This window comes from Desertivibrio insolitus (assembly GCF_017355965.1).
GTDB lineage: Bacteria > Actinomycetota > Actinomycetes > Actinomycetales > Microbacteriaceae > JAFIQW01.
Genome location: NZ_JAFIQW010000003.1, coordinates 262,031 through 286,039, shown reverse-complemented (window position 1 = coordinate 286,039; position 24,009 = coordinate 262,031). Strand labels below are relative to the sequence as shown.

Annotated in this window: 17 protein-coding genes; 11 read left to right on the top strand and 6 right to left on the bottom strand. The window is 66.7% G+C overall.

What is annotated here, in order from left to right; translation table 11 throughout:
- Positions 1 to 49: 49 nt before the first annotated feature.
- Entirely contained in the window at positions 50 to 1,675 is a 1,626-nt protein-coding gene (gene murJ / locus JUB10_RS08100) for a murein biosynthesis integral membrane protein MurJ (RefSeq protein ID WP_307859153.1), read from the bottom strand.
- A complete protein-coding gene (locus JUB10_RS08095; protein WP_207455324.1) occupies positions 1,668 to 3,878 on the bottom strand; it encodes a DUF6049 family protein in 2,211 nt (736 codons plus the stop codon). Before JUB10_RS08095 ends, murJ begins: the two co-directional genes overlap by 8 nt.
- Before the next feature lie 99 nt (positions 3,879 to 3,977).
- Between JUB10_RS08095 and JUB10_RS08090 the strand changes: the two genes are divergently transcribed.
- Complete coding sequence (locus JUB10_RS08090) at positions 3,978 to 5,405, top strand: CCA tRNA nucleotidyltransferase (protein WP_207455323.1); 1,428 nt, start codon at positions 3,978 to 3,980, stop codon at positions 5,403 to 5,405.
- 123 nt (positions 5,406 to 5,528) lie between these two features.
- On the opposite strand, the gene JUB10_RS08085 is transcribed toward JUB10_RS08090, so the two are convergent.
- The gene (locus JUB10_RS08085; protein WP_207455322.1) at positions 5,529 to 6,608 is read right to left on the bottom strand and encodes an inositol-3-phosphate synthase; all 1,080 of its coding nucleotides are present in this window, start codon (positions 6,606 to 6,608) and stop codon (positions 5,529 to 5,531) included.
- Positions 6,609 to 6,744: 136 nt separating this feature from the next.
- Here JUB10_RS08085 and rpsF point away from each other — a divergent pair, with 136 nt between their 5' ends.
- From rpsF to rplI, 4 genes are read left to right on the top strand one after another with little or no spacing between them, the layout of a single operon-like run.
- On the top strand, positions 6,745 to 7,128 hold the full coding sequence (gene rpsF / locus JUB10_RS08080; protein WP_207455321.1) for a 30S ribosomal protein S6: 384 nt from the start codon (positions 6,745 to 6,747) through the stop codon (positions 7,126 to 7,128).
- Between the two features lie 3 nt (positions 7,129 to 7,131).
- Complete coding sequence (locus tag JUB10_RS08075) at positions 7,132 to 7,647, top strand: single-stranded DNA-binding protein (protein WP_207455320.1); 516 nt, start codon at positions 7,132 to 7,134, stop codon at positions 7,645 to 7,647.
- 41 nt (positions 7,648 to 7,688) lie between these two features.
- On the top strand, positions 7,689 to 7,952 hold the full coding sequence (gene rpsR / locus JUB10_RS08070; RefSeq protein ID WP_012039648.1) for a 30S ribosomal protein S18: 264 nt from the start codon (positions 7,689 to 7,691) through the stop codon (positions 7,950 to 7,952).
- Positions 7,953 to 7,962: 10 nt separating this feature from the next.
- A complete protein-coding gene (rplI, locus tag JUB10_RS08065) occupies positions 7,963 to 8,415 on the top strand; it encodes a 50S ribosomal protein L9 (protein ID WP_207455319.1) in 453 nt (150 codons plus the stop codon).
- Between the two features lie 285 nt (positions 8,416 to 8,700).
- Here the strand turns inward: rplI and JUB10_RS08060 are convergent, their stop codons facing one another.
- On the bottom strand, positions 8,701 to 8,865 hold the full coding sequence (locus JUB10_RS08060; RefSeq protein ID WP_207455318.1) for a hypothetical protein: 165 nt from the start codon (positions 8,863 to 8,865) through the stop codon (positions 8,701 to 8,703).
- A gap of 413 nt (positions 8,866 to 9,278) precedes the next feature.
- On the opposite strand from JUB10_RS08060, the gene dnaB reads away from it, so the two are divergent.
- Entirely contained in the window at positions 9,279 to 10,649 is a 1,371-nt protein-coding gene (gene dnaB / locus JUB10_RS08055; RefSeq protein ID WP_207455316.1) for a replicative DNA helicase, read from the top strand.
- Between the two features lie 262 nt (positions 10,650 to 10,911).
- Positions 10,912 to 11,076 carry an SDR family oxidoreductase gene (locus JUB10_RS08050; protein WP_242682331.1) on the top strand — a complete coding sequence of 55 codons (165 nt, stop codon included), beginning with the start codon at positions 10,912 to 10,914 and terminating at the stop codon, positions 11,074 to 11,076.
- 165 nt (positions 11,077 to 11,241) lie between these two features.
- Here the strand turns inward: JUB10_RS08050 and JUB10_RS08045 are convergent, their stop codons facing one another.
- Positions 11,242 to 12,495 (bottom strand): MFS transporter, encoded by a 1,254-nt coding sequence (locus JUB10_RS08045; protein ID WP_207455315.1) that lies wholly within the window; start codon positions 12,493 to 12,495, stop codon positions 11,242 to 11,244.
- Between the two features lie 255 nt (positions 12,496 to 12,750).
- On the opposite strand from JUB10_RS08045, the gene JUB10_RS08040 reads away from it, so the two are divergent.
- Positions 12,751 to 15,204: a glycoside hydrolase family 2 TIM barrel-domain containing protein gene (locus tag JUB10_RS08040; RefSeq protein ID WP_207455314.1), complete on the top strand. Its 2,454-nt coding sequence runs from the start codon at positions 12,751 to 12,753 to the stop codon at positions 15,202 to 15,204.
- Between the two features lie 86 nt (positions 15,205 to 15,290).
- Here JUB10_RS08040 and JUB10_RS08035 read toward each other — a convergent pair whose 3' ends face one another.
- Positions 15,291 to 17,612 carry an alpha-L-rhamnosidase gene (locus JUB10_RS08035; RefSeq protein WP_207455313.1) on the bottom strand — a complete coding sequence of 774 codons (2,322 nt, stop codon included), beginning with the start codon at positions 17,610 to 17,612 and terminating at the stop codon, positions 15,291 to 15,293.
- Positions 17,613 to 17,857: 245 nt separating this feature from the next.
- On the opposite strand from JUB10_RS08035, the gene JUB10_RS08030 reads away from it, so the two are divergent.
- The 3 genes from JUB10_RS08030 to JUB10_RS08020 all read left to right on the top strand — a co-directional run bounded on the left by JUB10_RS08030 (position 17,858) and on the right by JUB10_RS08020 (position 23,920).
- Positions 17,858 to 18,874: a LacI family DNA-binding transcriptional regulator gene (locus JUB10_RS08030; protein WP_207455312.1), complete on the top strand. Its 1,017-nt coding sequence runs from the start codon at positions 17,858 to 17,860 to the stop codon at positions 18,872 to 18,874.
- 427 nt (positions 18,875 to 19,301) lie between these two features.
- Positions 19,302 to 21,008 (top strand): PKD domain-containing protein, encoded by a 1,707-nt coding sequence (locus JUB10_RS15045; RefSeq protein ID WP_207455310.1) that lies wholly within the window; start codon positions 19,302 to 19,304, stop codon positions 21,006 to 21,008.
- A gap of 149 nt (positions 21,009 to 21,157) precedes the next feature.
- Positions 21,158 to 23,920 (top strand): alpha-L-rhamnosidase, encoded by a 2,763-nt coding sequence (locus JUB10_RS08020; RefSeq protein ID WP_242682388.1) that lies wholly within the window; start codon positions 21,158 to 21,160, stop codon positions 23,918 to 23,920.
- Positions 23,921 to 24,009 lie beyond the last annotated feature (89 nt).

The following is a 24,009-nucleotide window of genomic DNA, read 5'->3' as shown; positions in this document are numbered from 1 at the left end:
GGCGCGGTCACGACGCCGCTGAGCCCGCCAGTAGCACAGCCCGACGGAGTCAGCGGCGGCGCAGGCGTCGGATGACCGGCCCCGCGACATCCGCCAGTTCGGGAGAGCGCATCAGGGCGAGGATGCCGCCGTAGACCCCGGCCATGACGGGGCCGGTGAGCAGCATCGACAGGATGGCGGTGAGGCGCGAGTCGACCGCGAAGCCGCCGGAGAACGCCCCGAGCAGCGCGAGCACTCCCACGCCGACCGCCGCCGCGACGAGCGCGGCGACAAGGAACTGCACGTACCGGCGCACCACGCGGGCGGCGTCGATGCCGCCGAGTCGCCTGCGCAGCACGAGGAGAGCGACGACGGTCTGTGCCGTTCCCGCGATGGTGGTCGACGTGGCGATGCCGACCGCGATCCACTCCACCGGCAGCTGGGCGCAGAGCAGCGCGAGCACGACGAAGAGTCCGGACTGCACCACCTGGAGGAAGAAGGGCGTGCGGGTGTCCTCGAGCGCGTAGAACACCCGCTGCAGCACGAAGAGCGCGCTGAACGCGACGAGGCCCGGCAGATAGGCGATGAGCACGTTGCCCATCGCGGCGACGTTGCGGGGGTCGAAGACGGCCGCCATCGGATAGGCCAGCGCGACCAGCCCGAGCGAGGCGAACACCATGAACAGCCCCACGGAGCGCAGCGAGGAGGAGACATCCGCCCGCACCTTATCGAGGGCGCCCTCGTGGGCGTGCGTCGACATCCGCGTGAAGTAGGCCGTCGCGAGCGACACGGTGACGATCGAGTGGGGCAGCATGAAGATCAGCCACGAATACCGCAGCACCGTGTTCGAGGCCGCGTCACCGCTACCGGCGAGCGTCGCGACGTTCGACTGCACGAGGCCGGCGAGCTGCGTGACGAGGATCATGCCGAAGACCCAGGCGGCGGCGCGGCCGGTGCGGCCGAGGCCGACGCCGCGCCACGCGAAGTTGGGGCGGTAGGTGAGGCCGGCGCGCTTCCAGAAGAAGAAGAGGATGAGCGCCTGTACGGCGATACCGAGCGTCGCGCTGCCGGCGAGCAGGGCGATCTTGCCCGGCGCCCAGGTGCCGGGGTCCTCGTGCTGCTCCGGGCCACCGAAGAGCACGAGGAACGCCACGAGCCCGGCGATGACGACGACGTTGTTGAGCGCCGGCGACCAGGTGAACGGTCCGAACACCTTGCGGGCGTTCAGCACCTCGCCGAGCAGACTGTAGATGGCGTAGAAGAGCACCTGCGGCAGGCACCAGTACGCGAACGCGGTGGCGAGCTCGATCTGCTCCGCCGTGAAGCCGACGCCACCGCTCCCCTGCTGCGCGTAGAGCCGCACGAGCACCGGTGCGCACAGGGTCGCGACGGTCGCGGCCGCGAGGAACACGACGAGCCCGAGCGTGACGAGCTTGTTGATGAAGCCCTGCCCGCCGTCCGGGTCGGAACTCGCCCGCACGATCTGCGGCACCAGCACGGCGCTCAGCACACCGCCCGCCACGATCGCGTAGATGTTGTTCGGCAACTGGTTCGCGAGGGTGAACGCGTTGGCGCTCGCCCCCACGGTTCCGAGCGTTCCCGCGAGCAGCAGCGCGCTCGCGAATCCCAAGATCCGCGAGACGAAAGTGCCGGATGCCAGCACCGCGGCCGCGCGGCCGAGACCTCCCTCAGCCACGGTCGGCCTCCTTGTCGTTCTGGTCGGGAGCGACGGATGCCTCGGGGCGCTCCGCCTCCTCGATTTCAGGCTCCGCGGCATCCGGTGTTTCACGTGAAACAGCAGCACGCGTCCTGCGGCGCTTGAGCACGGTGCGGACGATGCCCGCGGTGAAGATCAGCACGACGAGAGCGGCGAAGATCGCGGTGCCGAGGGACTCCCACTCGGCCTGCACGTTGATCGCGACGATCGACGGCGGCGCGATCTCCTGGCCGGACGGGCCGGTGATGCGCACGGTGACCGTCGCGTTGCCGCTCGCCACCGAGGTGACGGGCACCTGCAGGCGCGCCGACGAGTTCGGCTCGATCGTGAGCTGCGAGATGGGCTGCTCGACCTGCAGGATCGCGCTCGACGACGCCACCGACACGGTGACGGTGACCGCCTGGGGCAGGTCGTTGCTCACCGAGATCGGCAGCGGGGCCCCGTAGCTGTAGAAGTTGACGGTCGAGCTCTCGGGGATCCGCACGCCGCCGAGGATCGCGGCCGCGTCCTGCCGGAACTCGGCGCGCGCCGACTCCCATCCCGTGGTGTTGCCGAACCACGCCGGCGAGAGCAGTGCGGCGTACCGGGCGCGGGTGCGGCCGGTGAGGGCCGCCGGGTCCTCGGCGATGACGCTGTAGGCATCGACGGCCTGCACGTCGCGGGCGAGTTCGGCGACCGCGGTCAGGCGCTCGGGCGACTGCGTGCGGTCGGTGCGGATGCCGCCCTCGACCGGCGCGGCCGACGTCGCGGAGGAGAAGTTCGTGGTGTCCACCCAGGGCAGGGCGCCGAGCGCGGAGAGCGTCTGCCCGAAGCGCAGGGCGGAGGTCGGCTCGATGCGGGTGGTCGTGGCGAGCAGGGCGCGCGCGGAGTCGGGCTGTTCGTCGGTGATCACCGCGAGGGTCGCGGCGAGCTCGGCCATGGTCTGGCCCCACTCGGCATCAGACGCCGCGGTCGAGGCCTGCCGCAGCAGCGACGACACTCCCCCGTCGGCCATCGCGACGCCGGTACCGTTCGCGGTGACGGCGGCGCCCGGAGTGAGGTCCTCCTCGCGCGGCACATCCACGTTGCCGCTCGAGAGGATCGTCGTCGTGTAGCCGTTGTCGCGCAGATAGTCGAGGTCGGTGGGTAGCACCGTGTCCTCGACCGGCCAGGCCACGTCGGTGCGCGTCCAGTCCCAGGCGAGCAGCTCCTCCAAGGTCGGCAGGGTCGACTCCTGCGGCTCGGGCGCTGGCGTCGCCGAGGTACTCGCGGAGGGGCTGGGGGTCGCGGATGCCTCGGGCTCAGCGGCATCCGCGGCATCGGCGGGGAAGTCGGCCGGATCCAGCGCGAACTGCAGGCTCGACACGGTCGGCAGCAGGGGCACGCCCGCCTGGTTGGCGGCGGTGAGGTCGGCGTCGCCGTAGGAGAGGGGGAAGGTCTCGTTGCCGAGGTCGTCCAGGCGGTCGAGCCAGGCGAGGGCGCTCTCGGGTGCGGAGACGCCGAGCGCGCGGATCGACGCGATGATCATCGGGTCGATCGCAACGGCGACCTGCTCGCCGTCGACCGCGTCGAGCTGACGGGTGAGCAGGCCGCTCGGTGAGGTGTAGGTCTCGAGGGCCTCGGCGCCGATGAGCCCCGAGGAGTTGGCGGGCACGACGATCGGCGAGACGACGGCGACCTGCGTGGCCTGGTAGGGCTGACCCGGGTTCCACACGATCGTGCTGCGGGCGACGCCGAGGTCTTCGCCGCCGGCCTCCGCCTCGATCGCGAGTTCGTGCACGCCCCAGTCATCCGGTTCGCCCGACAGCCCGACCGCGGCGGCGGGAACGGTGATGTCGATGCGGTTGGTGCCCGGCTGCAGCTGTTCGGTCACAAGGGGCACCGTCGCGATGGTCGCGCCGTCGGCCTCCTCCTCGCTGTCGACCGCGAGCCAGCGCGAGAGCTCCTCGCGGCTGCCGATCTCGCCGCGGTCGAGCACGACGTCGACCTCGCCGCCCGGCAGGGCCTGCCCCGTGGAGTTGGTGACGGTGAGGCTGAGCTGCAGGTCGGTGTTCGGCGCGAGCACGCCGCTCGAGGCGGGGCTCACGGAGAGGCCGACGCCTTCGACTGCCGCCGCCGCGGGAGAGGTCGCCAGAGTCGTCCCTGCGGCGACGAGGCAGGCGACGAGGGTGCCGCGCAGAGCGTGGCCGAGGCGGAATGTCATAGGCAACAGGAGGACCGACGGGTGGGCGCCGGTCCGCGACGATTCTAGGAGGCGGGCGCGGTGCGAGCCCTGAGGCCCGCCTGACTACGATGGATGCCCATGGTGAGCGTCGCGCAGGCCCTCGACCGCCTCGGCCGGCTCGCGGACTCCCCGTCCATCTCGAAGCTGGCCGTCGCGTTCGACTCGGCCGGATACGAATTGGCCCTCGTGGGCGGATCCGTCCGCGACGCGTTCCTCGATCGGCCGCTCACGGACCTCGACCTGACGACGGATGCCCGGCCCGACGACATCCTGCGGATCGTCAAGCCCCTCTCCGACGCGCACTGGGACATCGGCCGCGAGTTCGGCACGATCGGCGCCCGCATCGACGGCCAGACCGTCGAGATCACGACGTACCGCGCCGACGAATACGACGGCGTGACCCGCAAGCCCGTCGTGAAATTCGGTGACAGCCTCGAGGCCGACCTCGTGCGCCGCGACTTCACCGTCAACGCCCTCGCGCTGCGGGTGCCGCAGAAGCAGCTCGTCGACCCCTCCGGCGGCCTCGACGACATGCTCGCCCAGCTGCTGCGCACCCCCGTCGACCCCGCGACGAGCTTCGGCGACGACCCGCTGCGCATCCTCCGCGCCGCGCGCTTCACCGGTCAGCTCAATTTCACGGTTGAGGAGGGCACCCTCGCCGCGATGGAGCAGCTCGCGCCGTCGCTGTCGATCGTTTCGGCCGAACGCGTGCGGGACGAGCTCGTGAAGCTGCTGTCGGCGGATGCGCCGCGCCGCGGCATCCGGCTGCTCGTCGACACCGGGGTGGCCGAACTCGTGCTGCCCGAGATCTCGGCGCTGCGGCTCGAGATCGACGAGCACCACCACCATAAGGACGTGTACGAGCACTCGCTCACCGTCGTCGACCAGGCGATCGACCTCGAGAAGCAGCGGACCCCCGACCGCTCCCCCGACCTGGTGCTGCGTCTCGCCGCGCTGCTGCACGACATCGGCAAGCCCGCCACCCGCCGCCTCGAGCCGGGTGGGGCCGTGACGTTCCACCACCACGACGTCGTCGGCGCGAAGCTCGCGACGAAGCGGCTCAAGGAGCTGCGCTTCGACACCGCGACCATCAAGCAGGTGGCGCGGCTCATCGAGCTGCACCTGCGGTTCTTCGGCTACAGCGAGGGCACCTGGACCGACTCGGCCGTGCGCCGCTACGTGCGCGACGCCGGCGACCTGCTCGACCGCCTGCACATCCTGGTTCGGGCGGATGTCACGACCCGCAACCGCCGCAAGGCCGACCGGCTCGCCTTCGCCTACGACGACCTCGAGGAGCGCATCGCGGCGCTCGCCGAGCAGGAGGAGCTCGACGCGATGCGCCCCGAGCTCGACGGCGAGGCCATCATGCGGGTGCTCGGGCTGAAGCCCGGCCGCGAGGTGGGCGAGGCCTACCGTTTCCTGCTCGAGCTGCGCCTCGAGGAGGGTCTTCTGGGCCCGGATGCCGCGGAGCAGCGCCTGCGCGAGTGGTGGGCCGCCCGAGTCTGACGCTCTCTCGGCGGTCGAGTGGCCGCCTCGGCGGCGTATCGAGGCCCTGCTACCCGCCCGAAAGCGCAGAAAGTGCTGCATCCGTCACCGGAAGCAGCACTTTCCGCACTCTCGAGGCCGAGCTCAGGCCCCAGGATGCGCCGCGATGAACTCCTCGAGCAGCTGCCGCGCCACCGGGTCGGGGTACTGCTTCGCCGGGGACTTCATGAAGTAGGCGCTCGCCGACTCGAGGGGGCCCCCGAGCCCGGCATCCGCCGCGATCTTGGCCGCGCGGATCGCGTCGATGACGACGCCGGCGGAGTTCGGGGAGTCCCACACCTCGAGGCGGTACTCCAGGCTCGTCGGCGCACCGCCGAAGCCGTGGCCCTCGAGGCGCACGAACGCGACCTTGCGGTCCTCGAGCCACGGCACGTGGTCGCTCGGCCCGATGTGCACGCCCTCGGCGGGCAGCGTCGTCGTGTCGAGGTTCGAGGTGACCGCCTGCGTCTTGGAGATCTTCTTCGACGCGAGCCGCTGCCGCTCGAGCATGTTGCGGAAGTCCATGTTGCCGCCGACGTTCAGCTGGTACGTGCGGTCGAGCACGAGCCCGCGCTCCTCGAACAGCCGCGCGAGCACGCGGTGGGTGATGGTCGCGCCGACCTGGCTCTTGATGTCGTCGCCCACGATCGGCACGCCGGCCTCGGTGAACTTCGCGGCCCACTCCGGGTCGCTCGCGATGAACACGGGCAGCGCGTTGACGAACGCGACCCCCGCGTCGAGGGCGGCCTGCGCGTAGTGCTTCGCCGCCTCCTCGCTGCCGACGGGCAGGTAGCAGACGAGCACGTCCGCACCCGTTTCACGGAGAACGGATGCCACGTCGACCGGCTCCGCCGACGACTCCTCGACCGCGTCGCGGTAGTACTCCCCCAGTCCGTCGAGCGTCGGTCCCCGCAGCACGGGCACCCCGATCTCGGGAACGTCGGCGAAGCGGAGGGTGTTGTTATGTCCGGCGAAGATCGCGTCGGAGACATCCGTGCCCACCTTCGTCGCGTCGACGTCGAATGCGGCGACCACCTCGATGTCGCGGATGCGGTGCGGCCCGAACACGGTGTGCATGAGACCGGGGACGAGTTCGTCGTCCGAGACGTCCGCGTAGTGGAAGAGGCCCTGCACGAGGGAGCTCGCGCAGTTGCCGACGCCCGCGATGGCCAGGCGGATGCTCATTCAGTTGCTCCTTGAGGTTCTGATGCGTACCGAACTACACTAGGCAGGTTGCCCGGGCCCCTATGGCCATGGGCACGATGCATGACCCTCCTGTCACAGACCGTCTGTGGCCGCTAAGACCAAAGGAGGTGGGTTAGTGACGCATCAGTACGAACTCATGGTGATCCTCGATCCGGAGATCGACGAGCGCACCGTGGCTCCCAGCCTCGATCGGTTCCTCAACGTCATCCGCAACGATGGTGGAACGATCGACAACATCGACATCTGGGGTCGCCGTCGTCTCGCCTATGAGATCAAGAAGAAGTCCGAGGGCATCTACGCCGTCGTCAACTTCACCGCGAACACCGCCGCGACGCAGGAGCTCGACCGCCAGCTCGGTCTGAGCGAGGCCGTGCTGCGCACCAAGGTGCTCCGCGCCGAGGAGGCCATCGCGCAGGTCGCCGCCGCGACCAAGCGTGCCGACGAGCGCGCCGCCCGCAAGGCCGCCGCCCCCGCCCGTCCCGCGAAGGCCGCCGAGTAGTCGATGGCCGGCGAGACCGTCATCACCGTCGTCGGTAACCTCACCGCCGACCCGGAGCTGCGTTACACGCAGAACGGCCTGGCCGTCGCGAACTTCACGATCGCGTCGACGCCGCGCACGTTCGACCGTGCCAGCAACGAGTGGAAGGACGGCGAAGCGCTGTTCCTCCGCGCCAGCGTGTGGCGTGACTTCGCCGAGCACGTCGCCGGATCGCTCACCAAGGGCTCGCGAGTCATCGCGACCGGGCGCCTCAAGCAGCGCTCGTACGAGACCAAGGAAGGCGAGAAGCGCTCCACCATCGAGCTGGAGGTCGACGAGATCGGCCCCTCGCTCCGGTATGCGACCGCGCAGGTCACCCGTGCATCGGGTGGCGGCGGAGGCGGCAGCTTCGGCGGCCGCGGCGGTTCGCAGGGCGCTGTGAGCGACGAGCCGTGGGGCTCCCAGTCCTCCTCGGGCGGCGCTGCCGCTCAGGACGTGTGGAGCAACCCCGGCGGCTACAACGACGAGACCCCCTTCTGATCCGTAGCGGTCAGACGGAATAGACCAGAAAGAAGAAAGACATGGCTGGAAAGAGCAGCGGCGACCGCCGCAAGCCGCTCCGCGGGGCCAAGGGCGGCAAGAACGCCGCTCCCGCGAAGTCGATCCGCGTCGGCGTCATCGACTACAAGGACGTCGCCACGCTTCGCAAGTTCATCTCGGAGCGCGGCAAGATCCGTGCCCGCCGAATCACCGGTGTCTCCGTGCAGGAGCAGCGCCTCATCGCCCGCGCCGTGAAGAACGCGCGCGAGATGGCTCTGCTGCCGTACGCGGGCTCGGGACGCTAGGAGTCACCCGATGTCGAAGCTCATTCTCACGCACGAGGTCTCCGGCCTCGGCTCCGCCGGTGACGTCGTCGACGTCAAGCCCGGTTTCGCCCGCAACTACCTGATCCCGCAGGGCTTCGCCGTGGCGTGGTCCCGTGGTGGCCAGAAGCAGGTCGAGGCGATCAAGGCGGGCCGCGAGGCCCGCGAGCTCGCCACGATCGAAGAGGCCCGCGACCTCAAGGCGCGCCTTTCGGCCGCGACCGTCACGCTGACCGTCAAGGCCGGCGCCGAGGGTCGTCTGTTCGGTTCGGTCCGCCCGGCCGACATCGCCGACGCGGTCAAGGCCGCCGGCATCGCCGAGATCGACCGCCGCAAGGTCGAGATCCCGACGCCGATCAAGTCGACCGGTGACCACGAGGCGACGATCCGTCTCCGCGAGGACCTCGTCGCGACGATCAACCTCCAGGTCGTCGCCGCGAAGTAGTCGCGACACGATCAGCAACCGGCGGTGGGCCCTCACGGGTCCGCCGCCGGTTGTCGTTAACCCGGATGCCGCGTGGCCGCGGTCGCTCGAGGTGAAGTGTCGGGTGAGCGGAGGGCACGAGCAGCGAGCCGGGTGTGCTCTTTCCGGCCCAGAGCGGGCGCTGGCCGCCCTCTCACGCGTTCAGACCGCCGTCCCCCTCGCACACCGCCCATGAGCCTGCAAGGCGGCGCTCAGGGCGGCTCAGCGGGCGCGACCGCCGATTCCTCCCGTCGAGGCCGGACCGCCCTACCGCACGTCGCAGCTCGCGCTGAACCAGTCGCCGGCGATCGACCGGTCGCCGGCACCGCGTGTCGTCGTCGAGGTGCCCGGATGACGGGCGATGCTGATCCCGGTCGGGGCGCTCGTCGTCGTGGATCCGGCGCCCCTAGCGGCTCCGAGGATGCGGCCCACCAGCCCCCCTTGAGGGGGTAAGGTTCCCCCCTTTGTGGGGTCATTTATCCCCCTGTTTGTGCACAGGGTGACCGGATTTCCCACAACCTTGAACCACAGGTCGAAGGTGTGTGCATTCCACATCCTGTGACGAGGAAAAGTCCTGGTCAAGCACCTCTGCGGGTTCTTCCCCACAGGGGTTATCCCCAGTCTTCCCCACATGCCGATCCGGTGAACTGCGGATGAACCGGAGACTTCTCCCCAGAGTTATCCACAGGCCGCGTTTGGCGCCGCGCCGGGGCCGTCCGTACGGTGGGCGCACGACTCGGACGGGGTGAGCCTGCCGCGGGAACCGATGTCGTGGGGTGCGGCTACACCTTCCCGTGAAGCCGAAGACATCCGTTTCGGTGTTGGGGAGCACGGAGGGAATCACTGTGTCGATCGCACATCTCGGTCTCGCTGACTCGCCTCGCCCGCAGGGCGCGGTCGCGGAGCGGACCCCGCCGCACGACCTGCTGGCGGAGCAGAGCGCGATCGGCGGCATGCTGCTCAGCAAGGACGCCGTGGCCGACGTGCTGGAGGTCGTGCGTGCCGCCGACTTCTACATGCCGAAGCACGAGCTGATCTACAACGCGATCCTCAGCCTGTACTCGCACGGCGAGCCCACCGACGTCATCGCCGTCACGGACGAGCTGACCAAGTCGGGCGAGCTCAGCCGCGCCGGCGGCCCCGAGTACCTGCACAGCCTCACGAGTCTCGTGCCCACCGCGGCCAACGCGGGCTTCTACGCCTCGATCGTCGCCGAGAAGGCGGTGCTCCGCCGCCTCGTCGAGGCCGGCACCCGCATTGCCCAGATGGGCTACGCGAGCGAGGGCGAGGTCACCGACCTCGTCAACAGCGCCCAGGCCGAGGTCTACTCGGTGATGAGCGAGTCGGAGTCGGAGGACTACGTCCCGCTGAGCGACGCCGTGCACACCGCCCTCGACGAGATGGAGGCGGCCGCCCACCGCGGTGACGGTCTCACCGGCGTGCCCACCGGCTTCGCCGACCTCGACCAGTTGACCAACGGCTTCCACGGCGGGCAGATGATCGTCGTGGCGGCCCGCCCCGCCATGGGTAAGTCGACGCTCGCCCTCGACTTCGCGCGCGCGGCATCCGTCAAGAACGACATGCCGAGCATCTTCTTCTCCCTCGAGATGGGGCGCAGCGAGATCGCGATGCGACTGCTGTCGGCCGAGGCCAGCGTGCCGCTGCAGGCCATGCGCAAGGGCACGGTCGAGAGCCGCGACTGGACGACGATCGCGTCGACCCGCGGTCGCATCAACGACGCTCCGCTGTACATCGACGACAGCCCGAACATGACCCTGCCGGAGATCCGTGCGAAGTGCCGTCGCCTCAAGCAGAAGGCGGGCCTCAAGATGGTCATCATCGACTACCTGCAGCTCATGACGTCGGGCAAGAAGGTCGAGAACCGCCAGCAGGAGGTCTCGGAGTTCTCCCGTGCGCTCAAGCTGCTCGCCAAGGAGCTGCAGGTGCCCGTGATCGCCCTGTCTCAGCTGAACCGTGGTTCCGAGCAGCGTGCCGACAAACTCCCCGTGATCTCCGACCTGCGCGAGTCGGGCTCGATCGAGCAGGACGCCGACATGGTGATCCTGCTGCACCGTGAGAGCGTCTACGACAAGGAGAGCCCGCGTGCGGGCGAGGCCGACCTCATCGTGGCCAAGCACCGCAACGGCCCGACCGCGACGATCACGGTCGGCTTCCACGGGCACTTCTCACGCTTCGCGGACATGCCGCGCGTGTAGCTGCGTCTGTGGCGGATCACACAAAGTGTCGTTGAGCCATGCAAAGTGTCGTTGTGTGTCACTAGCGACACTTTGCTTGGCAGAGGCTCCGCGAGGTCGCGCAGAGGCGAGTGCGAGCTCTCGGGCGGCTGTTGCTGTTGCAGTCGAGTCAGGATGCTGTAGCAACGGCCGCGCCTCAAGTTCGCGATGACGGCTGTCGAAACCGCGCCGCGCCGCGCCCATCCCATCGCGAAATCGGGGCTCCACGGTCCGAAGAGCGATCTTGCAGGATGCCGAGTCCCGAGCGGCGATCGTGTCTCGCATCCCGCTCGGGCGGCCGGGGCGTCCGGGCGATGTGGAGGGCATCATGATCTACCTCGCCAGCGACGAGTCCGACTTCGCCACGGGTGCACTCTTCCGCGTCGACGGCGGGATGACGACGCTCTAGTTGGACGACCACAGCTGCTGTGTCTGCTGCTGTGGCGCGACAGGGGTGGGCCTACCGCTGCAGGGGTCCGTCGGGCTCCCGTGCCTATATCCACCGACCACGCCGTCGTCGCGCGGCGGAACTACGCGCTCGTCAGCACGGAGCGCTGCGTTGCGATGGGCGAGGTCAACGAGAATTGCGCGCTTCCAGGCTGGTCCGGGACGAGGCGGAGGGGGGCGCGATCAGCGGCCTTGCGACTAACAGGACGAGCAACGACGCAGCGGCGAAGGCTGCAGCGGTAAGGGGCAGCGTCCGGAGCCCCAACTCGTCTATCGCAACGCCGCCGACTACCGCGCCGCCCCCAATCGCGATGTTGAAAGCGGTGGTTTGCAGCGCGGCCGCCGTCGAACGCTGGCGCGGCGGAACGATCCGCATCATCCTGGCCTGAAGCAGCATCGGCACGACCGCGAACACCATCGCCTGCAGCAGCGCAAGGAGCACCAGCGCGGCGACGCTCCAAGCAGCCGTAACGAGGAAGAGCGCACTGAGGGCTGCTACCAGCGCGATCGCCACCACCAACGAAGCGTCTGGGTAGCGGTCTGCGACACGCCCCATAACGGACACGGCAACGAGTGACGCGAGGCCTGTGGCGAGAAGGAACAGTGGAATCGCGTCGGACGGAATCGATGCGATCTCTCCGAGCCACACCACCGAGTACGTGCCGTAGCTCGTCTGCCCTGTTACGACAAGGAGAATCATCAAGCAGATGATGAAGATGGCAGGGAAGGCGGAAGACCCTCGACCCGAGCGATTCCGGTCGGCGACGTCTGAGGCGGTCGGGTGCGTGACCGCCGGCAGCAAGAGGACGACGAGGACTACCACCAACCCCGCGACAACAGCGAGAGTTCCGAACGCCATCCGCCATCCGAAGGCCTGACCGAGCGCATTGCCCAGCGGCACCCCGAGCACTCCCGCGAGGGAACCTCCAGCCGCGGTGAGCGCGGTGGCGCGCCCGAGCTGATCAGGAGGAACTAGGTCGGCGGCGTAAGCGGCGGCGACAGACCAGAAGAGGCCGTGCGCCACGCCGCCTGCCCCACGCGCGATCACCAGGATCTCGAACGTCGGAGCGAAAGCGGTGAGCGCGGTCGCAAAAGCGATGCCCACAAGGGCGACCACGGCGAGTGCTTTGCGGGGTACGCGACGAGTGAGTCCCGCTAGCGGCGTAGTGGTGATTACTACGGCGGCAGCGAAGACCGTGACCATTTGGCCTACGTCGGTCACCGGTCGCCCGAAAGTAGCAGCGATGTTGGGAAGCAGACCGCCGGGCAGGAACTCGGTCGACATGGACACGAAGATTGCAGCGGCAAGGATCAGCAGCCCTCGGCGTGGGAAGTGCGCGCCAGAAAGTGTGCGTTGTTCGAGTCGGCCGACGAGCGACACGGGTTGCCTTCTCATACCCTGGACGCTGCTCAAGCTGGCAGGCGCGCAACACCGCAAGGGGCGGGGGTTCCCACGCTACAGAGCGGTTGACAGACCGCTCTCCATGTGACTCCGATTTGCGCAAGCGCCGTTCGCCGTGTTGCCCACGGCCAGGCTGACGAGTATGCACGATGGAACAAGCCGGCCGAGCCTTCCCGTCGGTACACCTATGAGCCTGGAGCCTGCGCGCTCACGAATCAGCTCGAACGGAGCACCATGAGCAAGCACCTGTTCAACGACGACTGGACGGTCCGTCGAAAGATCAGTGGATTCACCGATCTGATGGGAGGCGCTGGATCGGAGAAGGTCACTCTTCCCCACGACGCGATGATTCATTTCGAACGATCCGCCGAGGCCATCGGGGGCGCGTCGGCCGCGTTCTTCCCCGGTGGAGAGGTCGAGTACACCAAGCGATTCGCCGTGCCCGTGGAATGGCGTGAGCGGCGAGCGACGCTGGAGTTTGAAGGCGTGTACCGCGACGCCATGGTGTATGTGAACGACGAGTTCGCAGGTCAGTGGAAGTACGGCTACTCAGTGTTCCGCGTTCCCCTCGACGCTCAGCTGCGGTACGGCCAGGAGAATGTCGTGCGCGTGGAAGCGCGCGCGGGGCAGGATTCACGCTGGTACACCGGCCTTGGCATCTACCGGGACGTTCACCTCGTCGTCACGCCACTCACACACATCGTGGACGACGAGATCCGGGTCACGACTCCGGACGTCGACGCCGAGCGCGCTGTGGTCGAGACGGCGGTGCTGGTACGGAACGCGAGCCCGACTACGCAGACCCTGACGTTGCAGGTGGAGTTGCGAGACGGCGACGGGAGGGTCGTCGCAGTCGATCACAGCCCGGTCACGATTCGCCCCAATACGACGACGACGATGCGCAACCGGCTCTACGTCCAGAACCCGCAACGTTGGAGTGTCGAGGATCCCAACCTGTACGTCTTCCAAGCCCGTCTGCACGACGAGAAGAGCGGAGTCGATCATCAGGTGGACACGACCTTCGGCATCCGAACCCTTCGATTGGACCCGAAATACGGCTTGCGCATCAACGACGAGCCGATCAAGCTCCGAGGCGCGTGCATTCATCACGACAACGGTCCATTGGGTGCTGCAACCATCCGTCGTGCGGACGAGCGTCGCATCGAGTTATTGAAAGCCGCAGGGTTCAACGCAATCCGTAGCTCGCACTGCCCAGCGAGCCCCGCGATGTTGGACGCGTGTGATCGGCTCGGCATGCTCGTGTTCGACGAGACGTTCGACGCTTGGACCGAGATGAACAAGCCGTACGACTACACCCTTGACTTCCCAGAATGGTGGGCTCGCGATGTCGATGCGATGGTGCGAAAGGACTTCAATCATCCGAGCGTCGTTCTGTACTGCATCGGCAACGAGATTCACGAGTACGGCTCAGGCTTCGGTGGCTCGCTCTCGAGGGAGATCGCCGAGCGGATTCGTTCCAGTGATGAAACGCGGTTCGTCACCACCGCGATCAGCAGCTTCTGGGCCGTCGCGGGTGAAGTCATCGATGACCTGAAGAACCGGTTGGCCAGCGCCACCGCTCGCGGCGTGAACGACGTAATGAACGAGATGAACGAGTTCTTCGAGGAAGTCACCGTGTCGGACATCGTGACCACTCGGACCGCTGAGTCCCACGCCGCCGTGGACATTGCGGGCCTCAATTACGCGGAGGCGCGCTACGCCTCGGACGCGTCGATCTTCCCCAACCGCGTAGTTCTCGGAACAGAAACGAATCCGCGCGTGACTGCCAAGTCGTGGGCGGCGACTCTTGCACACGACCACGTGATCGGCGGGTTTACCTGGACGGGATGGGACTACCTCGGCGAAGTGGGACTAGGGCGCACCGACTACACCGACGACCCGGAGATTCGAGGAGGCGGCGACCCGGAGTTCCCCTGGCTCACGGCATGGGCCGGCGATCTGGACATCACCGGTCATCGCCGTCCGCAGTCGTACTACCGGGAGATTGTGTACGGGCTCCGGAAGGAGCCATACATCGCCGTACTTCGCCCGCAGCAGTACGGTCGGCGCAAACTCGAGTCGCAGTGGGCCTGGAGCGACTCGGTCTCGAGCTGGACCTGGGACCTGCCAGCTGACGCGCGCGCTGAAGTCGAGGTCTACAGCGATGCGGACGAGATCGAATTGGTTCTGAATGGACGTTCTCTGGGGCGCTTACCAGCAGGGTCCGCACACGGGTACCGCGCGCGTTTCGATGTCGCTTACGAGCCCGGCGAATTGTCCGCGATCGCCTTCCGCGGAGGTCGGGCCAGTGAGTGCACGATCCTTCACACCGCACAGGACCGTGTCCTGGTGGCCAGCGTCGACCGCCCTCACATCCGAGCCGATTCCACTGATCTCGCCTACGTTGCCGTCGAGTTCCGCGATCAGCTCGGATACCTCAACACTGCAAGGGACAGCGTCGTTGAGGTTTCGGTAAGTGGTCCGGGCGCCCTTGTGGCCCTAGGCTCCGCTCGGCCGTCGACGATGGAGCGCTTCGACGCCGCCGCGTGCACAACCTTTGACGGGCGCGCCTTAGCCGTCGTACGGCCCACCAGCGAAGGACGGATTGCCGTCACGGTGACCTCGGAGGGCGCGACAGCGGGGGTAACCATCACCGCCGGCGCGGATCTCGCTGCCCGGGGGAACTGATCTGCAGTGTTCCGACGACGACCTCGACACGAGCGAGAGCTGAACCGTCGGACCGATCAGCAACGCGCGGCCGTGGTCCCAGGAGATCACCTCAGAGATCGACGAGCGGGGTTCGAAGCAGCTTCTTCAGCTGAATCCATATGCGCGCGGAGAGGGGCGCGCAACTCGTGTGTTCCCGGGCCCCGTTCGACTGGCGTCTGCCCTTCCAGTTCGATGGAGGCGACGGTGCCATCGGGTACGACGACACTCACGTTGATTTCCCCGTCCTTCACCGCCCAGTCAACGGACGCGGTGCCGAAGGGCGTGTGATGCGTGGCGCCAGCATCGACGATCGGACCCCTCGGGCGAGGCGCGATGCGGATGCGCGAGTAGCCCGGTTCCGCAGGCGCGATCCCGGCCACGGTCGAGTGCAGCCACTGAGCAACCGAGCCGAGGGCGTAGTGGTTGAACGAAGTCATCTCACCGGGGTTGATCGACCCGTCGGGGAGCATGCTGTCCCACCGTTCCCAGATGGTCGTCGCGCCCATTTCCACGGCGTAAAGCCACGACGGCACCTCAGTCTGCAGGAGCAACGCGTACGCGTCGTCGAAGGCATCGGCCGCTGCGAGTGCGTCGAGGATGAGGGCGGTGCCGACGAAGCCGGTGCCGATTCGGTGACCTGCAGCTCGCACAAGTTGGACCAGCCTCTCGCTGGCTACTCGGCGCTGGTCGTCGTCGTCGAGCAGGTCGAGTGTCAACGCGATCGCGTAGGCGGTCTGGGAGTCACTCGTCATCAATCCGCTAGTAGTGATGTAGTTCCGACGGAACGCCGCCGCAATTTCGTCGCCGAACCTTTGATACCGAAGTCGATCCTCTGATCGGCCTGTGACTGCGGCCGCCTTCGAGAGGACTCGGCACGAGTGCGCAAAGTACGCCGTGGCGATTAGGTCAGGTGCCGTAGCGCCGGCCGCCGGGTCGTCCGACGGAGCGATCGGGTCCAGCCAGTCACCGAACTGGAAGCCATTCCGCCAGATGAGGTCGTCGTCGACGGCTGAGGCGACACCATCAACCCAGCGCCGCATGAGCTCGTAGTTCTCCTCGAAAAATGCCGCGTCGCCGGTGGCTTCGTACACGGCGTCGGGGACCAGGGTTGCGGCGTCGCCCCAGACCGCCGCGCGAACGTCTTGGAACTGGTCAATCGCCTTCGCGCGCTCGGGAAACGGAACTTCCGGCACGAAGATCGGGATGCGCCCGTCGTCGCGCTGCTCCGCCGCGACGTCTCGAAGCCAGCCGCGTAGGAATCCCGATGCGTCGTAGAGGAACATGGCGGTCGCTGCGAAGATCGCTATGTCCCCCGTCCAGCCGAGTCGCTCGTCGCGCTGCGGGCAATCCGTCGGCAGAGAGACAAAGTTGCCTCGCGTGCTGGCTACGACGTTCTCGTGCAACTGCGCCAGACCCGGATGAGAGGTGCGGAACCAACCCGTGCGGGTGAGATCGGTGTGAACGAACACCGCCTCGATGCCGTCGGCGAGGGAGTGCTCGTTCGGCCAGCCCTCGACCTGCACGTAACGGAAGCCGTGGTAGGTGAATGACGGCTCCCACTGCTCTACCCCCTGACCGCTGAAGACGTATGAGTCCGTCGCGGCCGCCGATCGGAGCGGCCTCACGCCCAACTCACCGTCCTCGAGGACCTCGGCGTGCTTGAGGACTACTTGCGTGCCGGCCGCGCCTCGAGTGCGGATCCGTGTCCACCCGACGATGTTTCTGCCGAAGTCAATGATGGTCGCGCCACTTGGTGTTGTGATGACTTGTTGCGGTCGGAGTGTTTCGGTTCGGCGTACAGGCGGAGCCGTGGGAGGTTCGAGACGCGCGAGATTCTCTTCGACCACCGTGACGGGCAGCCATCCAGACGAGTCAGCGGCTAGCGCTGCCGCAAGCCTCGCGTCGTAGCGCTCGCCGTCGTAAAGCTCCGCGGAGAGCGTCGGACCGGGTCGCCAGAACCACGAGGAGTCAGTGGCGACGATGTGCACTTGCCCCTCGGGCTCCTCAATCCTCAACTCGGCGATGACGGCCGGACTCTTGCCGTAGACCTCACGTTGCCCGAAGAAGCCGATTCGTCCCGAGTACCACCCGGGACCGACCTCGGCCTCGATGATGTTCTCACCGGCTCTCAGGAGTTGTGCGACATCAGTCGTCGAGTACGTCAATCGATGCCGATAGCTCTGCCAGCCGGGCTCCAGCACGCTGTCGCTGACCACCACCCCGTTGATACGGATCACACCTATGCCGTGAAAGGATGCCCGCAGCTCCGCGGCCGCTCCCTCACTCGCAACGGTGAATCTCTGGCGGAACACGGGCAAGTTGCCGTCGACGCCGCCATTCGAAATGAAGGTCGCGGTCCAACTGGACTCGAAACTAGTGCCGCTCATCGTTTTTCTCCGTGGTCTGCAAGTTGATTGTCGCCACGAGATCGAGGCGCGCTGAAGGTCCTCTGCCGCCAAGCCGATGGATGCAGTCCACAGAGCGTCTGAGCCGGCTTCAGCACTCCAACTCCCTCGTTGTTCGCGCGATGCAGCCAAAGCCGCACGCAGATGCTGCGACAAACACCAGAACACTCCCATCGCCGCAAGCGTGCTTCAATGTGGCAGGACTGAGTTGCGCAAACGGGGCAAAGATGGTGGTTGACGGGTCGATCACGCTGCAAGCCGTCGCGCGCCGTGCCGGCGTTTCGGTCGCGACCGCGTCTCGAGCGTTGGCGGGACGGGGTGATCTGGCGCGTACGACCCGAGAGCGCGTCTTCCAAGCTGCGAACGAGCTCGGCTATGAGAAGCCCACGGGCGCTCGAGGCAGACGGACGACTCTTGATCCTCGCCTCATCGAGGTAGTGCTTGGGAGCTTCGACGACGCGTGGACCGATGCCATCACGAGCGGTGCGAGGGAAGCCGCGTTTCGTCTGGGATTCGACCTAGTTCTGACACTCGAACGTGCAGATCCAGATGATGACTGGCCGGCCCGCGTCGCGACGCGACGACCGTCCGGAGTGATCTTGGGAATCATCCGTCCGACGTCGGCACAATTGGAACGGATAAGCGGCTTGCAAATTCCTATCGTGCTTCTCGAGCCGCGATCCGATCCGGGAGGGGCGCTCGCGAGCATCGGTACCACGGACGAGCAGGGCGGGTATGACGCTGGCCGGGTGCTGATCGCGAGCGGCTACGCGCGGTTCATCGTCGTGACGGGCGAGCCGCGTTACCGGTTCGGCCGCGCTCGTGAAGACGGGTTCAGGCGCGCGATCAAGGAGCAGCACCCCGAGGCCGAAATCATCCGGGTGCACTCGGAGTGGACAGATGCGCGTGTGACGGAAGCGATGCTGCAAGCGCTCACGTCCGATCGAACGCCCGTGGGCGTCTTCGCCTGCAACGACGAGATGGCGCTCACGGTCTACCGAGCAGCGCGGCAGGCGGGGCGCGCAATCCCGGAAGATGTCGGGGTAGTCGGCTTCAATGACGAGCCACGTGCCGCTCGGGCGCAGCCACCACTCACCTCCGTGCGTCAACCGCTTCGGGCGATGGCGGGCCGAGCTGTCGAACTAGTTGCGCAGCTTCGCGGGCACGAGAGCGAGACTTACGAGCGCATCGAGCTTCCCAGCGAACTAGTAATCCGCTCGTCCACCCTTGCGAGTTCTTTGTAACGGTGGACGCGCGGCCACCTAGCAGCGATTCCGTCGTTTGTTGCGGCGAGCTTCGGGTTGGATCCTCAGGTCGGCCGTTGCCCTCCGTCTTCCACCAGCGGTACAGCCTCCTCCGCGCTGCGTGCTGACCCGGGGTGAACGAGGGGAGGTCTCGATGAGCAGCTTGCGCAAAAAGCGAGCTGCGGCGTGCTTCGGGTCGCGTCCCAAGCTTGACTGCGACATGCGCCTTCAAAGCGCCGCGCGCGCCAAGGTTGCTCTCCACATCCACCAATGACGATGGAAAGACGCAATGAATCGAATCCACACGAGAGCCTGCGCTGCGACGGCGCTTGGGGCACTCATACTCTCCTCGATAGCGTTCGGGCCCGCTACAGCTGCAAGCGCCGCCGCGGCCCCTTGCGCCGTCGACAGCCGAGGCGCGATGCAAGTGACAAACGACTGCATCGACCAGCAGTACAACAAGCCGGTCGTCGACGAAGAAGTAGACGTAGCCTCACCCGTTCCTCATCGGAGGATCTCGGGTCATTTCGAGGGCACCAACATCAGCTTCAACATCTACTTACACGCCAGCAATCAAAAGGATCAGTGGCAGGGTCGCTTCTTCCAGTTCACCTATCCCACGACCTTCTCCCCGGAGCAGAACACGGCCAAGGCGGATGACCGCGCCATCGGCTTCGCGCTGACCACCGGCGGCTACGCCGTACAGGCTGGCAACGGTTCCGTCTCGCTCGGGTATCGCCATGGTGCTGCTGCGGCCAAGTTCGCGGAGAAGCTAGCGGCGGCTTACTACGGCACCGACCGCGAGATTTACGGATACCTGTACGGTCCGAGCGGCGGGTCCTTTCAGACGGTCGGTGCGGCCGAGAACACGACGGGCGTGTGGGAGGGCTTCGTCCCGATGGTGCAGGCGGTGCCTACACCGAACAGCTACAACTTCAACGGCAGAGCTGCGGCCGAACTCATCCTGTCCGACAAAGCCGCGGACATCCGCGACGCCCTGCTGCCCGGAGGCAGCGGGGACCCGTACGCCACACTCGATGCCGCCGAGAGCGCCATGCTGACAGAGGTTCATCGTCTCGGCATCCCGTGGGAGGGTTGGGAAAACCCCAACTACCTACTCGGCTACGACCCCGCCTACTTCGGCACGGGTCTTGACTCCGATTCACCGCTCGCCTACGACCCGACCTACGTGGAGGACTTCTGGAAGGCGCCTGGCTACCTCGGCACCGAGCAGACCCCCCTTGGTGAGCGTGTCCGGCAGGAACTCGCCGAAATGGGCGATACGCCTGGCCACCGCTGGAACATTGCGAAGCGCTTCGCCTACCGGTACCAACTGCCGGCCGAGGACGCCGGATGGATCGCGCTCGACCAGTTCCGGAACGAAGACGGCGCTCCGCTCTATCCACAGCGAGCAGTCAAAGAGCCAGGCTTCTCCGGCTTCGTGTCCGGCAATACCGCCTTCGATGGATCGATCAACGGAAAGATGATCGTTGTCTCCAACCTTCACGACGTGGACGCGTTGCCCATCCACACGGACTGGTACCGCCAACGAGTAGAAGCGAGCCTCGGCGACGCGGCCGACGACGCCTACCGCGTGTACTTCAACGATCACGCCGATCATCAGGACGCGCCCCCCACAGGCGAACGGGCCGCGAGTCTCGTCGACTGGTACGGGATTGTCGAGCAGGCCCTGCGTGACTTGTCAGCGTGGGTCGAGCACGACGAACCTGCTCCCGCTTCCACGGTCTACACCGTGGAGGATGCTCAGATCGTCCTGCCCGCTAAGGCAAACCAGCGGGAGGGGCTGCAGCCGACCGTCAAGCTGCACGGTGACCGCGAAGGGTTGCTTCGCGCCGAAGCGAACGAGACCGTCAAGCTAAGCGCAACAATCCAGGCACCTGTCGGGAAAGTGGTGAGGGTCGAATGGGACTTCGACGGGGACGGCACGTACGAGGACGGGCCGGCCGTGAAGCAGCCGCGTAGCACCGTGACGGCCTCGACCAAGCACCAGTTCAAGACAGCCGGCACCTATTTCGTGAGCGTTCGCGTAACGACCCAACGGGACGGCGACAGGGACGCTGTCCACGCATTGGTTTCCAACATCGAACGCCTGCGCGTGGTCGTCTCTCCCTGACGATCGGACGGGTGGGTGGAACCGTCTGAGTTCCGCCCACCCGTGCTTCGCGCTTCGCGGTCAACCTGAGAAGCGTCTCGAGAGTCGAGACCAGAACATCTCTCAAAGGCCGCTCGTTCGACTCGAGCACACTCGACAGAAAGGTGACCATGTTCCTCGCGAGCGCCGACGAAGGCAGCGTTACCGATCGGGCGGAGCCGTTCGAGCTCACCGTCGAGCGAATGACAGAACCCATCGGCGTTGCGACCGCGACGCCTCTCTTCGGGTGGAAGGTCCCGGCAAGCCGCACACAAATGGCCTATGCCATTGAGGTGCGCTCGTCCGCGAATGACGTCGTTTGGGCCACAGGCCGCCGCGAAGGCTCGCTTTCCGTCGACGTGAACTACGCCGGAAGCCCGCTCGAATCCGACACCCATTACTCCTGGCGTGTGCGCGTCTGGGCATCGGACGGGTCCGAAGCTGAAGCAGCTTCGACCTTCGAAACATCGCTTCTGCGTAAGCACGACTGGAAGGCGCGGTGGCTGGTGCCGCATCAGCGACGCACAGTCGTGGAGAGGTACACGATCCGCCAGATCGTCGACGACAACGCGCACCCGATCGGTCCACCGGAGGAACGGCTGCACCCGCCGCAGCACGTGCGCCAAGAGTTAGAACTTGCGTCTGCCCCGACTCGGGCGCGCCTCTATGCGACCGCGCGGGGAATCTACACCGCGGCCATCAACGGCACCGAGGTCGGTGATGAGGTCCTGGCTCCCGGGTATGACGCGTACTCCCAGCGCCTCTCATTCCAGTGCTACGACGTCACCGAGCTGCTCGCCGCAGGTACCAACGTCATTGGCATGACGGTCGCAGACGGCTGGTTCGCCGGACGTGTCGGAATCACGGGATCAAGCGCTCCGTACGGCGACGAGTTGGCCGTGATCTGGCAGCTGTCCCTTAGCTTCCCGGACGGTAGCCATCGCGTCGTGTGCTCCGGCGATGGAGCGGCTCTATCGCACCGCGGTGGGTGGGACTACTCGGATCTCTTCATCGGCGAGCGTTTCGACGCCGCGTCCGAACAGCACGGCTGGTCGACCGCGTCGTTCAAGCCCGATGGTTGGAACGCTGTGGAGGTTCGGCGAGACGACCTGGACGGGCTCGTTCCCTTCGCAGGCGAGCCTGTGCGTCGGATTATGGAGCTAGAGGCAACCGTGGAGCGACGCGGTTCCGACTCGTACCTTGTCGACCTTCAGCAAGTCATTGCGGGTCGGTTGCGTCTGCGCGTGCGAGCCGAGGTGGGGACGGTCCTGACGATCCAACACTCGGAGGTAATCCTTCCGGACGGCTCCTTCTTCGACAACATCGTCGGACCGAACAAGGATCAGCGCGATCTCTTCGTCGCCGGCGGGGTGGAGGTCGAGGAGTTCGAGCCGACCTTCACCTTTCACGGGTTCCGGTATGCAGCTATCACCGCTACCGCGCCTTTCGAGCTGATTGATGCCCGAGGCATCGTCATCGCGTCCGATCTCCGAATCACGGCGGACTTGCGGACCTCGGACGAGCGCATCAACCAGCTGCACCGTAACGTCGTTTGGTCTCAGCGTGGCAACTTCCTTTCCATCCCCACGGATTGCCCGCAACGTGAGCGAGCAGGATGGACCGGGGATGTGCAGGTATACGCTGCCTCGGCGGCAACGAACATGGACGTCCGCGCCTTCGCCGAGAGGTGGCTCGCGAATGTCCGTGCCGAGCAAGCGGCGGACGGCAGCATTCAGCCGGTGATTCCCATCATCCCGACAATGCTCGACGGTGGACCGAGCGACGTGCTCGCAGCCGCGGGCTGGGGTGACGCTATCGCGCTCGTCCCATGGACGCTCTACGGGCGTTACGGCGACCGTCGAGTGCTCCTCGACAACTTCGAGGCCATGTTGCGATGGGTCAACTACCAGCAGGACCAGGCGTCAACACTTCCCGAGCGGATCGCGGGTGGTTCGGCTGACCCCGCCTCCGTGCAGCGCCACCGCAAGATGTGGAATACCGGCCTCCAGTTCGGTGACTGGCTGGCTCCGAGCATCGTGGCCGAGGGCGGCGATCCGGTCGACATGGCGCAGCCGCATCTCCGTAGCGAGATTGTCACCGCGATGTTTCACGCCCACACGACTGACGTTGTGGCTCGCGTCGCCTCCGTTCTTGGCCGCACCCAGGACGCAGAACGGCTCGCGACTCGAGCGATCGACATCCGCGCGGCCTTCATCGACGAATACGTCCGAGATGGGGAACTACCGCTCGACCTGCAGGGACTTTACGTACTCGCGCTCGCCTTCGACCTTGTCCCGCTCAACCAGCGAGACGCGGCGGTCCGTCGATTGCGAAGCCTGATTGAAGCACGGGACTACCACCTCGATACCGGGTTCCTGTCGACGCCCTACCTGCTCGACGTCCTATGGGAAGCAGGAGAGAAGGAACTCGCGAGGACGCTGCTCTGGCAGAACTCGGCGCCGTCCTGGCTGTACGCCGTCGACGCTGGCGCCACCACTGTGTGGGAATCGTGGGAAGCGGTTGCGCCCGACGGTACTCCGTCTCGCTCGTCCATGAACCACTACGCGTTCGGATCCGTGGACGACTGGCTCTTTCGACGGCTCGGCGGCATCGAGCCGATGCTTCCGGGTTATTCGGAGGTGAGGATCGCGCCGGACGTGCTTGGACCGCTGGGATCGGCCAGTTCCTGGATCGACACGGTCCGCGGAAGGATCGCGGTCGAGTGGAATCGGGACGGTGACGAGGTCTTGCTAGACGTTCGCCTTCCCCCTGCATGCGCGGCGACACTCGAGGTCGGCGGCCACATCGAGCGGATTGAGGCAGGCACCACGCACTTCACACGTCGAATCGTCGTCGTGCCGACCGTGCCGACCCGTCGGGCGGAAACTGCATGAATGACGGGGCCCGATCGAGATTGGTCGTCGAGCAATCGGTGGGCAGAGGAGCTCAATGCGAGCCTCCATCGCCGCTAGGGCAATGCAGC

Bases quoted from the DNA above. Each gene is read 5' to 3' on its own strand.
- rpsR (WP_012039648.1), top strand. From the start codon at position 7,689: ATGGCTGGAAAGAGCAGCGGCGACCGCCGCAAGCCGCTCCGCGGGGCC.
- JUB10_RS08030 (WP_207455312.1), top strand. From the start codon at position 17,858: ATGGTGGTTGACGGGTCGATCACGCTGCAAGCCGTCGCGCGCCGTGCC.
- JUB10_RS08020 (WP_242682388.1), top strand. From the start codon at position 21,158: ATGTTCCTCGCGAGCGCCGACGAAGGCAGCGTTACCGATCGGGCGGAG.
- JUB10_RS08035 (WP_207455313.1), bottom strand. From the start codon at position 17,612: ATGAGCGGCACTAGTTTCGAGTCCAGTTGGACCGCGACCTTCATTTCG.
- JUB10_RS08095 (WP_207455324.1), bottom strand. From the start codon at position 3,878: ATGACATTCCGCCTCGGCCACGCTCTGCGCGGCACCCTCGTCGCCTGC.
- JUB10_RS08075 (WP_207455320.1), top strand. From the start codon at position 7,132: ATGGCCGGCGAGACCGTCATCACCGTCGTCGGTAACCTCACCGCCGAC.
- JUB10_RS08040 (WP_207455314.1), top strand. From the start codon at position 12,751: ATGAGCAAGCACCTGTTCAACGACGACTGGACGGTCCGTCGAAAGATC.
- JUB10_RS08090 (WP_207455323.1), top strand. From the start codon at position 3,978: ATGGTGAGCGTCGCGCAGGCCCTCGACCGCCTCGGCCGGCTCGCGGAC.
- rplI (WP_207455319.1), top strand. From the start codon at position 7,963: ATGTCGAAGCTCATTCTCACGCACGAGGTCTCCGGCCTCGGCTCCGCC.
- JUB10_RS08085 (WP_207455322.1), bottom strand. From the start codon at position 6,608: ATGAGCATCCGCCTGGCCATCGCGGGCGTCGGCAACTGCGCGAGCTCC.